Here is a 12952-nt window from a genome sequence, read left to right as displayed (position 1 = left end):
CGGTCGGCTTTCATCCAGGCGAAGTCCTCGGACACGGATCGGGGGGCGGAGACGGCCGTTGGTGACCTGCGCCTTTCGAAAAGTGCGGGTTTCGGTCATCCCAAGAGAGGGTTGTGAGATCGACCGGATCTTGCTCAAGGGGTGCTCAGCGGTCAGATGAGTCGCTAGTGTCAAGGCCATGACGCAGAACAACGATCCCAACCTGGACCCGGCGGGAACCACCCAGCACTTCCGCCGTTTCGTCGACGACAACCCCGAGCCCGAGGAGGCTCCGCGCCGCCCGATCCTGCCGCTGGTACTCGCCGGCGTCGGTGTCGCCCTGACCGTCGGCATCATCGTCGCCCTGTTCGTGGCCTTCTTCTAGTCGGAGCGGTACGAACCGTGCCCGGTGGGTTCGCCCTTCCGGGCCAGGGCCGCGATGTGACGGGGCCGACCAGGGGTCGGTCCGGAACCGGTTCGCGGCCACCCCGTGGTCCTGCTAGAGTTAACTCGTTGCCGCAGAGAGCCGTGAGGCCCGAAGCGGAGACCGGCGTCATTAGCTCAGTTGGTTAGAGCAGCTGACTCTTAATCAGCGGGTCCGGGGTTCGAGTCCCTGATGACGCACAGCGAAGGGTCCTGGTGGGTGGAGTTCGTCTCCACCGGCCAGGGCCCTTTTCCGTGTGCCCGGTGAGGTCGTGGGCCGATCGCGGGGTCTCCTTCGTGTTCTGGGGCACATCGGCCCGTTCCGGCTCCGGGCGCTCCAAAGTTCGGGTAGAGTTAACTTGTTGCCGCAGAGAGCCGCGAGGTTCGAAGCGGAGGCCGGCGTCATTAGCTCAGTTGGTTAGAGCAGCTGACTCTTAATCAGCGGGTCCGGGGTTCGAGTCCCTGATGACGCACAGCGAAGGGTCCTGGTGGGTGGAGTTCGTCTCCACCGGCCAGGGCCCTTTTCCGTGTGCCCGCGCCCCCTCCCGCCCCTGGTCAGGGCGGACTCCGCGGAAACGAACTCCCGAATCGGTCGAAACCTTCTCACCTCGGGACGCGTCTGGATAGGTACCGCCGATACCCCTCCCGAGTCGGTGGGCAACCAGATACCCCGTGGAGTCGTCATGTTGTCCGAAGCGCGCCGCCCCCTGCTTGGCCGAGTCGCCCTCGCGGCCCTGGCCACCGGTGCCGCCCTGTCGCTGTCCGGTTGCGGCCTGCCGCTCCTGCCGCCCGCCCTGTCCGGGGGCAGTGACGAACCCGGCGAGTCGATCGACCCCGAGGCCGCGGAGGAGTCCGAGTACGACGAGGAGACCGAGACCGAGGAGCCCCTCGGCGCCGAGGACCAGGACGTCAGCGCCCTGGCCGTGGGTGACTGCCTGAACGAGATGGAGGTCGAGTACGACGACTCCGTCAGCACGGCGCCGATCGTCGACTGCTCCGAGTCCCACGACCTGGAGGTCTACCACGGCGGCTTCCTGGACAGCGATCTCGACTACCCGGGCCGCGACGAGGTCATCGAGATGGTCGACGAGAACTGCTACGACGCCTTCCCGGCCTTCGTCGGCACCGCCTACGAGGAGTCGGTCCTGGCCATCCAGAGCCTCTTCCCGATGGAGGAGGGCTGGGAGATGGGTGACCGCGAGTACCTCTGCCTCATCGGCCAGATGGACGGTTCCCAGACCACCGGCACCCTCGCTCAGTCCAACCTGTAGGCGGGGCCCGGCGTGATCGGGCCCGGCCCGGAACGTGAACGAAGGCCCGCGCCGCAGACCGGCGCGGGCCTTCCTCATGCCGGTGGGGTCAGCGGGGCGGGGGTCGACGCCCGGGTTCGAGTGGGGGAGGGGCGCCCATTGTGGCGGCGCCGTGACGTCCGGCCCGAAGGTCGTGGGCCCGCGTGACGATCAACGGGTGGGTGCCGCCTCCTTTCCCCGGTGGGAAAACCCGGGGAATCGTCGGATACCGACGGTTACTTTCGATTCCGCCACCCTCCCTCGCCCCACCTCAGCCCGGACTTCCGTGCGCCGTACGCAGTGGGAAAGGGGCGCCCGGGCCCGTGTGCCGGACGCCGACACCTGGCAGGTCAGGAATGTGGGAATGCCGTCGCATGGTCACGTGGAGTACGCGTGCGCCACATGTTCGTGTTCGTCGGAATACCAGATTGACATCGCAGATCACCTGGTGAAATCTTGCGTTCTCGCCACTTTTGTCCCCGGCGAAAACCCCGCACGCAAGAAAGCCCGGAGTTCCCTCATGTCTTCCTCCTCCCCCGTCGCCCGCAGAGCCGCCCTCGCGGTCGTCACCGCCGGTGCCGTCGTCAGCCTTTCCGCCTGTGGTGCGCTCGACTCCTTCCTCGGGGCGGGCAACGTGATGGAGATCGGGGTGGGTGACTGCTTCACCGACAGTGAGATGCGGACCGCCATGGGGGGCGGGGAGGTCGACAGTGTCCCCGTCGTCGACTGCTCCGAGCCGCACGACGCCGAGGTCTTCCACGCCGAGGACCTCCCGGACGGTGACTACCCGGGTGACGGGTCCGTGTCGGAGTCCGTGGACGAGATCTGCACCGGCAGCGCCTTCGCGGAGTTCGTCGGCGTGGACTTCGTGGAGTCGGAGATCTACGTCGGCGGCTTCAGCCCGACCGTCGAGAGCTGGGATCTGATCGACGACCGCGAGATCCTCTGCTACGTGATGTCCGACGGCGGCGCCATCACCGAGAGCCTCGAGGGCGCCAACCGCTGATCCGGGGGTGTCGGCCCCGCCGGACCAGCGGGCCGTCTCCGTGGCACGAAGGGCCCGCGCCGTCAGACGGCGCGGGCCCTCGTCATGCCGGTCGGACGGCCCCTACCTCGGGGCGGTCGGCAGCAGCCACTCGTTCGGGCGCTCGACGTCCGTCAGCAGGATCCCCGGGTCTCCGTCGAAGGTCGACACCTCGGGGTTCCCCGGACGGGGGATGCCGCCGCACTCGGTGTCCTCCGGAACCACGCCGTCGATCAGGTAGGAGTCCACGACGTCGTTCACGCAGGGGTGGCCCAGCTCCCCGGTGTACGGGTCGGACATGAGGTAGAACCCGTGGCCGCCCTCGTCCGTGACGGTGAGCAGGGGGCTCTCCAGGCGCTCGGCCATGACCGGTCCACCCTCGTAGAAGGTGTTGGCGTCGTGGTCGGCGGCGATCACCAGGGCCTCGGGGTAGCCGTCCCGCACGAGTTCGACGGGCTTCTCGGTCGGTGCGTTCCGGGTGAAGGTGCACGCCTGCGGGGCGGTCCACAGGGCGCCCGTGCCGTACGGGTGCGCGTCCCGGTACTCGCGCGACTGCTGGTGGTACAGGCCGAGCCGGTCGGGCCACTCGGCCTCGCAGACCACGGCGGAGAACAGGTCCATGCTCATGTCGAACACCGGGTTCATCTCCGGCTGCTCGACCTCCTCACCCGGGACCGGTTCGCCGTCGACCAGCAGCTGGAGGAACCAGGAGTTGAGGTCCCAGTAGCCCTGGGCACGCGAGGTGCTGAAGGCCAGGAGGTCGAAGGCGGCGCCGTCGACCAGTTCGACGTTCGGGACGTCGTCACGGGGCTCCTCGTCGAGCCGCGCCGAGGTCTCGTCGAAGAGGGCGACGATCTCCTCCGGTTCGGTGCCGAACCCGTACACGTCGTCGTGCTCGGCGAGCCACTCCGTGTAGCGCTCCATGTTGGCCGTGCCAGCGGGGGCCTGGCCCAGGAAGACGTCGCGCCACACCCCGTCCGGGTGGATGGACGAGTCCAGGACGCTGCGGTCGAGCCGCTCCGGGAACAGGGAGCCGTACACCGGGCCGAGGTAGGTGCCGTAGGAGTAGCCGAGGTAGTTGATCCGCTCCTCGCCCTCGGCGGCGCGCAGCACGTCCATGTCGCGGGCGGTGTTGGCGGTGGTCATGTGCGGGAACCGGTCGCCCTCGGCGGCGTCGCAGGCCCGGGCGTAGCGGATCTTCTCACGAGTGTCGGTCGAGATCTCGGCGTCGCTGGCACGGGGGCGGATCATCGGGAACTCGACGCCGCAGTCGAGCGGTGAGGAGGCCCCGGTGCCGCGGGGGTCCATGCCGATGAGGTCGTACACGCCGTGTGCGGACGTTCCGGACAGGGCGGCCGGCATGTGGCGGGCCGGTCCGCCGGGTCCACCGGGGTTGATCAGGAGCAGGCCGAGGCGTTCCCCGGGGTCGGTGGCGGCCGCGCGGCTGGCGGCGATGGTGAGCCGGGCGCCGTCGGGGTCGGCGTAGTCGAGGGGGACCTCGTACTCGGCGCACTCCAGGCCGGCCGCCACGAGTTCGCTCTCGGGGCACTCGGCCCAGACGATCTCCTGGTCGAGGAAGGGAGTCAGGGCCGCACGCTCCACCGGATATCCGGGGGAGGGGACGGTGTCGGCGGCGGCGGGGAGCGTCGCCGTCAGGGAGAGGGCGAGGCCGGTGGCGGTGGCCACCGCGGCCGCGCGGATGGTGGTGCGTGCTCGGGGCACGGGGGTTCCCTCCGAAGTCCTGCCGCCGGTGGGGGAGCGGGCCCGTTCCGGCAGGCGTGAGTGATGACTCCGTGACAGTACGAAGCGCCCAGAGAGCCGCAAAACCATCAAAAGTAGCGTCTTTGGACGAGTGGCCGAATACGGCCACAAGCCATTCGGTTGTTTGTGCTGTTATGTCATTGTTTGTTCTTTTTGTGATGCCGATCCTGTCGCGCAAAAGACGCCGTTTGGTCACGAGGGTGGCGTGAGCCACATCGGTGGCGTTACCGTGATGTTCTATTAGGAAAGTTTCCTAATAGTTCCGTGCTCGCCCCCATCTCCCCCACCACCGCCGTGCCCCCTGCTCGAAGGAGCCTCGTGGCCACCGAAATCGCGGCCTCCCCACCACCCCCGGACACCGGTGAACCCGCGCCCGCCGCCCCAGGGACGACCCAACGCCTCCTGGCCCGGGTCTGGCGCAACTACGTCTTCGTGAAGGTACGCAAGGCCCTCGTCGTGGTCTTCGTGGTGGCCAACGTGACGTTCTTCCTCGGCCGCGCCATGCCGGGCGACCCCATCGACGTCATGGCGGGCCGCCTCACCCAGGGCGGCATGTCGATGAACGAGGCCCGTGCCATCGCGATCCACTCGCTGGCCTACGACCCGGACGCGCCCCTCTTCCGGCAGTGGTGGGAGTTCATCGTCGGGCTGTTCACGCTCGACCTCGGCGGCACCATCAACCGCCCCGGCTTCAGCGTCACCGACGCCATCGGCGCCTACCTCCCCTGGACCCTCTTCAGCATCGGCGTCGGCACCCTCGTCGCGATCGCCCTCGGCCTCGCACTGGGCATGATCATGGCCTACCGCCGCAACCAGATCCTGGACCACGTGCTCAGCGTCGTGGCCTCGGTTCTCGGCGCCGTCCCGAACTACCTCATCGCCATGGTGCTGGTCGTCGGCGGCGGCATGTACCTGGGCTGGTTCAACCCCATCGAACTGCGCGGAACCCTCAGTCCCGGCGTCCAACCGGAGTTCACGCTGAGGTTCGTCGGGGACGCGTTCTTCCACGCGGCGCTGCCGATCGGCACCTACGTGCTGGCCATCATCGGCACCTGGATGCTCGTCATGAAGGCCTCCACCACCGAGGTGCTCGGCGAGGACTACGTGACCGTGGCCCGTGCCCGGGGCCTGCGCGACGGACGCATCGCCACCGCCTACGTCGGTCGCAACGCCGTCCTGCCACTGGTCGCCCAGATCGCGATCTCCTTCGGAACCCTGGTCGGAGGCGCGATCTTCGTCGAACAGGTCCTCGTCTACAAGGGCGTGGGCGGGCTGCTCCTCGACGCGGTCAACTACCGCGACTACCCGCTCCTGCAGGGGCTGCTCATCATCATCACCTCGTGCGTGGTGATCGCCAACCTCGTCTCCGACCTGCTCTACAGCAGGCTCGACCCGCGCATCCGGAACTAGGGCGTGTTCGTCGGACACGCGCCCTGCCGCGCGTCGCCCCAGCCGCACCGGCACGGCGTTCCCACCAGCCGACAGCCAGACCCGGGCGGGCCCCGCCGCGCGACCACCGCGGAGCCTTACGAGCCGAGCACAGCAGGGGCCCACCCTCCTGAACCCCGTGCCAGCACCGCCCACACGTCACCCGCCACCAACCCCAACGGACGCCTTCGGCACGGGACACCCGTCCGCACCGCTCGCAACGGGCAGCATCCACCGGACACGCACTAAAGGGACGACCCATGGCAGTCACCACCGCACCAGCGTCAACGGGCGTCTGGGGCACCATCTGGCAGGGCATCACCCGCAGCACCAGCGGGTTCATCGGGCTCTGCCTGGTCCTCAGCGTCCTCCTCTTCGCCTTCGTCGGCCCCCTGCTCATCGACCACCACAACCCCACGGACGTCAGCAGGATCTGGGGTCCCATGAGCTCCGAGCACTGGCTCGGGACCAACCACGAGGGCAAGGACACCCTCACCCAGCTCATCCTGGGCGGACGCGAACCCATCCTGGTCGGCTTCGTCGCCGCCCTCATCACCGTCGCCATCGCCGTGGTCCTGGGCGCGGTGGCCGGGTACGTCCGAGGCCGTCTGGACCACCTGCTGCTCCAGCTGACCGACATCACGATGACCATCCCCTTCATCGTCCTGATGCTGGTCATCGCCTCCTTCTACCGCACCTCCTCCCCGATGGTGGTCTCCCTCATCATCGGCCTGGTCACCTGGCCGTTCCTGATGAGGTCCATCAGGGCACAGGTCCTCTCGCTGAAGGAACGCGAGTTCATCGAGGCGGCGCGGCTCCAGGACCTCGGCACCGCGCGCATCCTCTTCGTCGAGGTGCTGCCCAACATGCTGGGCTACATCTTCATCAACTTCATCATCGCCATCACCAACGCCATCTACGCGGTCGTCGGCATGTACCTGCTGGGCCTGCTGCCCAGCACCGCCGACAACTGGGGACTGATGATCCAGCAGGCCTGGGACAACAACGCCTTCCTCCTGCCCCAGGCCGCGCCCTTCCTCATCGCCCCGATGGTGATGATCATGCTCTTCCAGATCGGGCTGGTGACCATGACCCGTTCCCTTGAACAGGCCCTCAACCCACGACTCCGGGACAGGTGAGCCCCGTGAACGACCTCCCCGCCACCCCGGACGCCCCCGGCCCCCTGCTGTCCGTCCGCGGCGTCGACGTCGGCTACCGGACCGGGCGCAGGACCCAGGTCACCGCCGTCCACGACGTCTCCTTCGACCTCCACCCCGGCCAGTCGATGGCCCTGGTCGGCGAGTCCGGCTGCGGCAAGACCACCCTCGGTCTCGGACTGCTGCGCCTGCTCCCGCGCACCGGCGTCGTCTCCAAGGGCGAGATCCTCTTCCGCCGCAAGGACGGCACCCGAGTGGACGTGCGCACCCTGGAGAAGGAGAAGCTGCGCCGCTTCCGCTGGAACGAGGCGGCCATGGTCTTCCAAGGCGCCATGAACGCCTTCAACCCGGTGCTGCGGATCGAGGAGCACTTCCTCGACACCTTCCGCGCCCACGAACCCGCCGGCCGCCGCCGCACCCGCAAGGAGATCATCGAGCGCTCCGCCGAGCTGCTGGAGATGGTGCGCCTCGACCCGGCGCGCGTCCTCGACAGCTTCCCGCACGAGCTCTCCGGCGGCATGCGCCAGCGCAGCCTCATCGCCCTGGCCCTCGCGCTCAACCCCCAGCTCATCATCCTCGACGAGCCCACCACGGCCCTGGACATCCTCACCCAGCGGTCCATCGTGGAGCGCCTCGCCGAGCTGCGCGAGGAACTGCGGTTCTCGATGGTCTTCATCACCCACGACCTCGGACTGGCCGCCGAACTCGCCGACCGGGTCGGCACGATGTACGCCGGTCGGCTCATCGAGACCGGGACCACCCGGGACATCTTCCACCGCTCCCGGCACCCCTACACCTCGGCGCTGATCAACTCCGTGCCCCCCGTCGTGGGCGACCTCCACGTCCCCGAGTCCCTGCCGGGCGGCCCGCCCAGCCTGCACTCCCTGCCCCCGGGCTGCGCGTTCGCGCCGCGCTGCGCCCACGCCCTGGACGCCTGCACGGCCACGCGCCCCACGCTCGACGTTCTCAAGCACCGCGACGCGGGCCTGAGCCACACGGCCGCCTGCCTGCGCTCCACCGACGCCGCACTCCACGCCGAGGGGGTCTCCCGTGATTGACCGGACCGTCAACCCCACCCACGCCGAACCGCGCCCAGACGACACCGCGCCGCGCGCCGCCGACACGGTCGGGCACCGCGGAGCCCCCGCGCCCAGCGACCCGCCGCCCGGCACCGTCATCGACGCCGCCAGCACCACGAAGGCCATTGAGGCGGACGAGCGCCGCGCCCAGCCCCCCGTGCTGACCCTCAAGGGGGCCCAACAGGTCTTCCGGACGTCGCGGGGCGAGGTCCCCGCCGTTGCCGGGGTCGACCTCGACGTCCGGCCCGGCCAGGTCCTCTGCCTGGTGGGGGAGTCCGGCTGCGGCAAGACCACGACGGCCCGCATGGCCGCCGCCCTGTCCAGCCCCACGGCCGGTTCGGTCCTGTTCCGAGGCAGGGACGTCGCCACCATGGACCGCAAGGAGCGGGCGGCCTTCCGGCGCTCGGTCCAGTACATCCACCAGGACCCCTACGCCTCCCTGAACCCGGTCCGCACCGTCTACTCCACGGTCTCCGCAGGGCTGCGCCGCCACAAGCTGGTGAAGAACCGCCACGAGGCCCGCCGGGTCGCCGCCGACCTGCTGGAGCGCGTCGACCTCACCCCGGCCGAGGACTACCTGGACAAGTACCCCCACCAGATGTCCGGCGGCCAGCGCCAGCGTGTCGCCGTGGCCCGCGCCCTGGCGATGGAACCCGAGGTCATCATCGCCGACGAGTCCACGTCGATGCTGGACGTGTCCATCCGCGTGAGCCTCCTCAACACCCTTGGCAGGCTCCGCGACGAACTCGGCGTGAGCTTCCTGTTCATCACCCACGACCTCGCCGTGGCCAAGTACTTCGCCTGGCGGGGCGAGATCGCGGTCATGTACCTGGGCAAGGTCGTGGAGCACGGGCCCACCCCCCAGGTGGTCAACGACCCCCAGCACCCCTACACCAAGGCGCTCATCTCCGCGGTCTGCGAACCGGACCCGGACCTGGCGCGGAGCAAGGAGCGGGTCCGGCTGCGCAGTTCGGACATCCCCGATCTCACCGACCTGCCTCCCGGGTGCGACTTCCACCCGCGCTGCCCGATCTACGCCCAGGGCAGCTGCGACACCGTGCGGCCGCCGCTGGTCCGCAGCCACGACCGGCTGCTGGCCTGCCATGTCGTGACCAGGGGGTGAGGTGAGTTGCTGCTCCTCATCGGACGCTTCGGCCTGTTCGTCGGAGCCTTCCTCACCCTCGCCTGCACCCTCATGGCCGTGATCACATCCCCCGGCACAGCCGAGTTCGTCATCAGTGTCGTCACCGTCGGTGTCGGCCTGGCCGTACTCGCCCTCGGTCTGCTCGCCGTCCTTCTGGAAAGGAAGCGTCAAGAATGACCTCCACCCCCTCGCGCAACGCGATCCTGAACGATCTGAGCAGAAGGCGGCTCCTCAAGGCCGTCGGTCTCGGCTCGGTCGGGGTGGCGGGCGCCGGACTGCTGTCCTCCTGCTCCGCCGACAGCGGCGGCAGCTCCGACGCCACCCAGTTCACCGGGGTCTTCGACTACGACCTGGACTCCATGACGCGCAACGTCCACCGTGAGGACGGCGCTCTCCTGCTCGGCTCCGTGTACAAGGACCTGTTCCTGTGTCCGGGCGGCGTCTTCAACTGGGCCGAGCACGACTGGGACTACCTCCTGCTCGAGGGACACGAGTGGGACGGGAACGACCTCGTCCTGACCCTGCGCTCCGGGCTGAAGTGGAGCGACGGCAACGACCTCGACGCCGACGACATGATCCGCAGCTACGCCATGCGCGTTCTGGAGGCCCCTCCGTGGGGATTCGGCTTCCCCCAGGTGCAGAACCTGGAGAAGCTGGACGACCTCAGCGTCCGCCTCGGTTTCGAGAACCCGTTCCCCAACATCGAGCGGAGCATCATCAAGCACCGCATCGTCTCGAAGGCCACCTACGAGGAGTTCGGCGAGCGCGCGGTCGAGATGGTCAACGACGGTGTCCGCCAGGGCGACGACGAGCACTCCGAGTGGAACGCCGGGTTCATCGAGTTCAACCCGGACGAGATCGTGTGCAGCGGCCCGTACATGTTCGACGAGGCGCAGATGTCGGACGCGCGCATCACCCTGGTGCGCAACGAGGACGGCTATCAGGGCACCGAGGTGAAGTTCGACGAGGTCGTCGTCCACAAGGGTGACAACCGGCAGTCGGCGCTGTTGGTGCAGCAGGGCGAGGTGGACTACTCCACCCTGGCACCCAGCGCCGCCGACCAGCAGGCCTTCCAGAGCGTGGAGGGCTTCCGCTGGGTGGAGCACGCGGGCTACGACGGCTGCGGCATCATGTTCAACCACAAGGCCAAGCCCGAGGTCCAGGACGTGCGCGTGCGCAAGGCGCTCGCCTACGTCCTCGACGGAGACCAGATCGGTCAGGTGGCCCGGGGCGACGGCTACAGCCGCGTCACGCACTACGCGGGCCTGGCCGACATCCAGGCCGAGGAGATCCTCACGGCCGAGGAGCTGGAGGACTTCGAGAACTTCGACCAGGACCTGGACAAGGCCACGGAGCTGCTGGAGGACGCCGGCTGGACCAAGGAGGGCGGCAAGTGGCTCCTCCCGGACGGGGAGGAGGCCAGCTTCGAGGTCATCGGTGTCGCGGGCTGGGGTGACTTCGAGCTGACCGCCACCCAGGTCGAGGAGGCCTGGAACGCCTTCGGTATCAAGACCGAGGCGCGCAACGTGCCCGAGGACAACCCGTGGGGCATCTGGGGCGCCGGTGACTTCGAGGTGGCCGTGCGCCACTGGGGCAACCCGGAGCAGCCGGACTACTGGGGCGCCTTCCAGATGAACTTCCTCACCGAGAACGCCGGAACCGAGGACTCCCCGGGCCAGGGATTCGACCTCCAGGTCGAGAGCCCCTCCCAGGGAGACGTGGACATCGCCGAGCTGGTGGACACCGCCCAGCGGGCGGAGAACGAGGACGAGCAGAAGGAGGCCCTGAAGACGCTGGCCATCGTCTTCAACGAGCTCCTTCCCCGCATCCCGATCTGGACCTACAAGTACCTCTCCCCGGCGGTCGAGGGCGTTCGCGTCAAGGAGTTCCCGACCGACACCCCCACCTCCCAGAACGAGCAGTACCAGGACAACCACGTCATCCTGGCGCTGATCCGGGGCGAGCTGGAGCCGGTCGACAGCTGAGACTGACCCCCGGCCGTGACCCGGGGGTGAACCGAGCCGGTCCCGAGCGGGGGCGGGCGCCTTCGGGCCCCGCCCCCGCCGGCGTGCCCGCCCCGGCCGGTGTCCGGCGTCGTCGCGTGAATTACGGGCATGCGTGAGTTTGTCCCCCAAGAGACCGTTTGTGCGCGTTCAAGGCGAAGCGGGGTAGTCTCCCGTGCATTCGCACGCGCATGCGCGCTGTCGTTCACCGATCCCCTCCATCCCGCCGACCCCCTCCGTCCCACCGACCCCCCGGCCCCGGCGGTCGCACGCCGGTCGCCCTACGTCCCCCGACAGCCCCCGCCTCCCGGCTCTGGAAAGGACTGGCGCACCATGTCCAAGGACCTCAAGGACCTGTACGACCTCGGTGAGGTTCCCCCGCTGGGCCACGTGCCCGAGCGGATGCACGCCTTCACCATCCGGCGTGAGCGCTACGGCGAGCCCCGTGACGCGTTCGCCCAGGAGGTCGTTCCGGTGCCGGAGCTGCGGCCCGGTCACGTCCTCGTCTACACGATGGCCGCGGGCATCAACTACAACAACATCTGGGCGGCCATGGGCCACCCCGCCGACGTCATCGCCGCGCGGGAGAAGGCGGGGGCCACGGAGGACTACCACATCGGCGGCTCCGACGGCTCGGGCGTGGTCTGGGCCGTCGGCGAGGGCGTGCGCGGGGTCGAGGTCGGTGACCACGTCATCATCTCCCCGGGGCAGTGGGACGAGAGCTCGGACGACATCCGGATGGGTCGGGACCCCATCGCCTCACGGAGCATGCGCGTGTGGGGCTATGAGCACAACTACGGCTCCTTCGGCCAGTTCTCGCTGGTCCAGGACGTCCAGTGCCACCGCAAGCCGGACACGATGACCTGGGAGGTCGCGGGCGGCTTCCTCGTCAGCGCGGCCACCTCCTACCGCCAGCTCTTCGGCTGGGAGCCCAACGTCGTGCGACCGGGCGACCCAGTGCTGATCTGGGGCGGCGCGGGCGGTCTGGGGAGTTCCGCGATCCAGCTGGCGCGTCAGGTGGGCGGTAGGCCGATCGCCGTGGTCTCGACCCCGGAGAAGGCCGAGGTGTGCCGCGAGCTCGGTGCCGTCGGCACGATCCTGCGCACCGACTTCGACCACTGGGGCCGGGTCCCCGACGAGAGCGACACCCAGGCCTACGCGGAGTGGATGCGGGGGGTGCGGGAGTTCGGCAAGAGGTTCTGGCAGGAGCTGGGCGAGCGGCGCGCGCCCAGGATCGTCTTCGAGCACACGGGGGCGGACACCCTGCCCACCTCGCTCTATCTGTGCGACAACTCCGGGATGGTGGTGATCTGCGGAGCCACCTCGGGCTTCCAGGCCGACATCGACCTGCGCTTCCTGTGGATGCGGCTCAAGCGCCTCCAGGGTTCGCACTTCGCCTCGCCCGCGCAGTGCCGCATGGTGATCGACCTCGTGGCGAACGGTCAGCTGGACCCCTGTGTGACCAAGACCGTACCGTTCGACGAGATCGGCGTCGCGCACCAGCTGCTGCGTGACAACCAGCAGCCGCCGGGGAACATGGCTGCCCTGGTCAACGCGGCTCCGGGGCAGGTCGGGATCGACCTCTGACCGACGTGTGGCGGGTGGGGCGCCGGGTGTCGCCACAAGAAGGTGACACCCGGCAAGAATCAGACAAATCATGACAAA

At 68.9% G+C, this 12952-nt stretch carries 11 protein-coding genes and 2 tRNA genes; 12 read left to right on the top strand and 1 reads right to left on the bottom strand.

Annotated features, from left to right (window positions below):
• Positions 1–178: 178 nt before the first annotated feature.
• The 5 genes from KBX21_RS15970 to KBX21_RS15950 all read left to right on the top strand — a co-directional run bounded on the left by KBX21_RS15970 (position 179) and on the right by KBX21_RS15950 (position 2697).
• Positions 179–364, top strand: a complete 186-nt coding sequence (locus tag KBX21_RS15970; protein WP_049578766.1) for a hypothetical protein — start codon at positions 179–181, stop codon at positions 362–364.
• A gap of 165 nt (positions 365–529) precedes the next feature.
• Positions 530–603 (top strand) — tRNA-Lys (locus tag KBX21_RS15965).
• 198 nt (positions 604–801) lie between these two features.
• A tRNA-Lys gene (locus KBX21_RS15960) sits at positions 802–875 on the top strand.
• A 210-nt stretch (positions 876–1085) separates the two neighbouring features.
• Entirely contained in the window at positions 1086–1673 is a 588-nt protein-coding gene (locus KBX21_RS15955; protein WP_210842373.1) for a septum formation family protein, read from the top strand.
• Between the two features lie 538 nt (positions 1674–2211).
• On the top strand, positions 2212–2697 hold the full coding sequence (locus KBX21_RS15950) for a septum formation family protein (protein ID WP_049579896.1): 486 nt from the start codon (positions 2212–2214) through the stop codon (positions 2695–2697).
• Positions 2698–2799: 102 nt separating this feature from the next.
• On the opposite strand, the gene KBX21_RS15945 is transcribed toward KBX21_RS15950, so the two are convergent.
• On the bottom strand, positions 2800–4437 hold the full coding sequence (locus KBX21_RS15945) for an alpha/beta fold hydrolase (RefSeq protein WP_049579894.1): 1638 nt from the start codon (positions 4435–4437) through the stop codon (positions 2800–2802).
• 357 nt (positions 4438–4794) lie between these two features.
• Here KBX21_RS15945 and KBX21_RS15940 point away from each other — a divergent pair, with 357 nt between their 5' ends.
• From KBX21_RS15940 to ccrA, 7 genes are all read left to right on the top strand, one after another.
• Positions 4795–5886 (top strand): ABC transporter permease, encoded by a 1092-nt coding sequence (locus KBX21_RS15940; protein WP_210842372.1) that lies wholly within the window; start codon positions 4795–4797, stop codon positions 5884–5886.
• 278 nt (positions 5887–6164) lie between these two features.
• Entirely contained in the window at positions 6165–7043 is an 879-nt protein-coding gene (locus KBX21_RS15935) for an ABC transporter permease (protein ID WP_049579929.1), read from the top strand.
• A 5-nt stretch (positions 7044–7048) separates the two neighbouring features.
• Entirely contained in the window at positions 7049–8119 is a 1071-nt protein-coding gene (locus KBX21_RS15930) for an ABC transporter ATP-binding protein (RefSeq protein ID WP_210842371.1), read from the top strand.
• The gene (locus KBX21_RS15925; protein ID WP_210842370.1) at positions 8112–9263 is read left to right on the top strand and encodes an ABC transporter ATP-binding protein; all 1152 of its coding nucleotides are present in this window, start codon (positions 8112–8114) and stop codon (positions 9261–9263) included. The genes KBX21_RS15930 and KBX21_RS15925 overlap by 8 nt, the downstream gene beginning before the upstream one ends.
• 6 nt (positions 9264–9269) lie before the next feature.
• Complete coding sequence (locus KBX21_RS15920; protein WP_049579828.1) at positions 9270–9461, top strand: membrane protein; 192 nt, start codon at positions 9270–9272, stop codon at positions 9459–9461.
• Positions 9458–11269: an ABC transporter substrate-binding protein gene (locus KBX21_RS15915; RefSeq protein ID WP_210842369.1), complete on the top strand. Its 1812-nt coding sequence runs from the start codon at positions 9458–9460 to the stop codon at positions 11267–11269. Before KBX21_RS15920 ends, KBX21_RS15915 begins: the two co-directional genes overlap by 4 nt.
• A gap of 351 nt (positions 11270–11620) precedes the next feature.
• Positions 11621–12874, top strand: coding sequence for a crotonyl-CoA carboxylase/reductase (ccrA, locus tag KBX21_RS15910; protein ID WP_210842368.1), 1254 nt, complete (start codon positions 11621–11623; stop codon positions 12872–12874).
• Positions 12875–12952: the final 78 nt, after the last annotated feature.

Origin of the sequence: Nocardiopsis sp. B62, from assembly GCF_018070675.1 — a bacterium.
GTDB lineage: Bacteria > Actinomycetota > Actinomycetes > Streptosporangiales > Streptosporangiaceae > Nocardiopsis > Nocardiopsis prasina.
Note: the sequence above shows the minus strand (reverse complement) of the source record. Positions and strands in the feature narration are given on the sequence as shown.

Bases quoted from the DNA above. Each gene is read 5' to 3' on its own strand.
- KBX21_RS15970 (WP_049578766.1), top strand. From the start codon at position 179: ATGACGCAGAACAACGATCCCAACCTGGACCCGGCGGGAACCACCCAG.
- KBX21_RS15955 (WP_210842373.1), top strand. From the start codon at position 1,086: ATGTTGTCCGAAGCGCGCCGCCCCCTGCTTGGCCGAGTCGCCCTCGCG.
- KBX21_RS15950 (WP_049579896.1), top strand. From the start codon at position 2,212: ATGTCTTCCTCCTCCCCCGTCGCCCGCAGAGCCGCCCTCGCGGTCGTC.
- KBX21_RS15935 (WP_049579929.1), top strand. From the start codon at position 6,165: ATGGCAGTCACCACCGCACCAGCGTCAACGGGCGTCTGGGGCACCATC.
- KBX21_RS15915 (WP_210842369.1), top strand. From the start codon at position 9,458: ATGACCTCCACCCCCTCGCGCAACGCGATCCTGAACGATCTGAGCAGA.
- ccrA (WP_210842368.1), top strand. From the start codon at position 11,621: ATGTCCAAGGACCTCAAGGACCTGTACGACCTCGGTGAGGTTCCCCCG.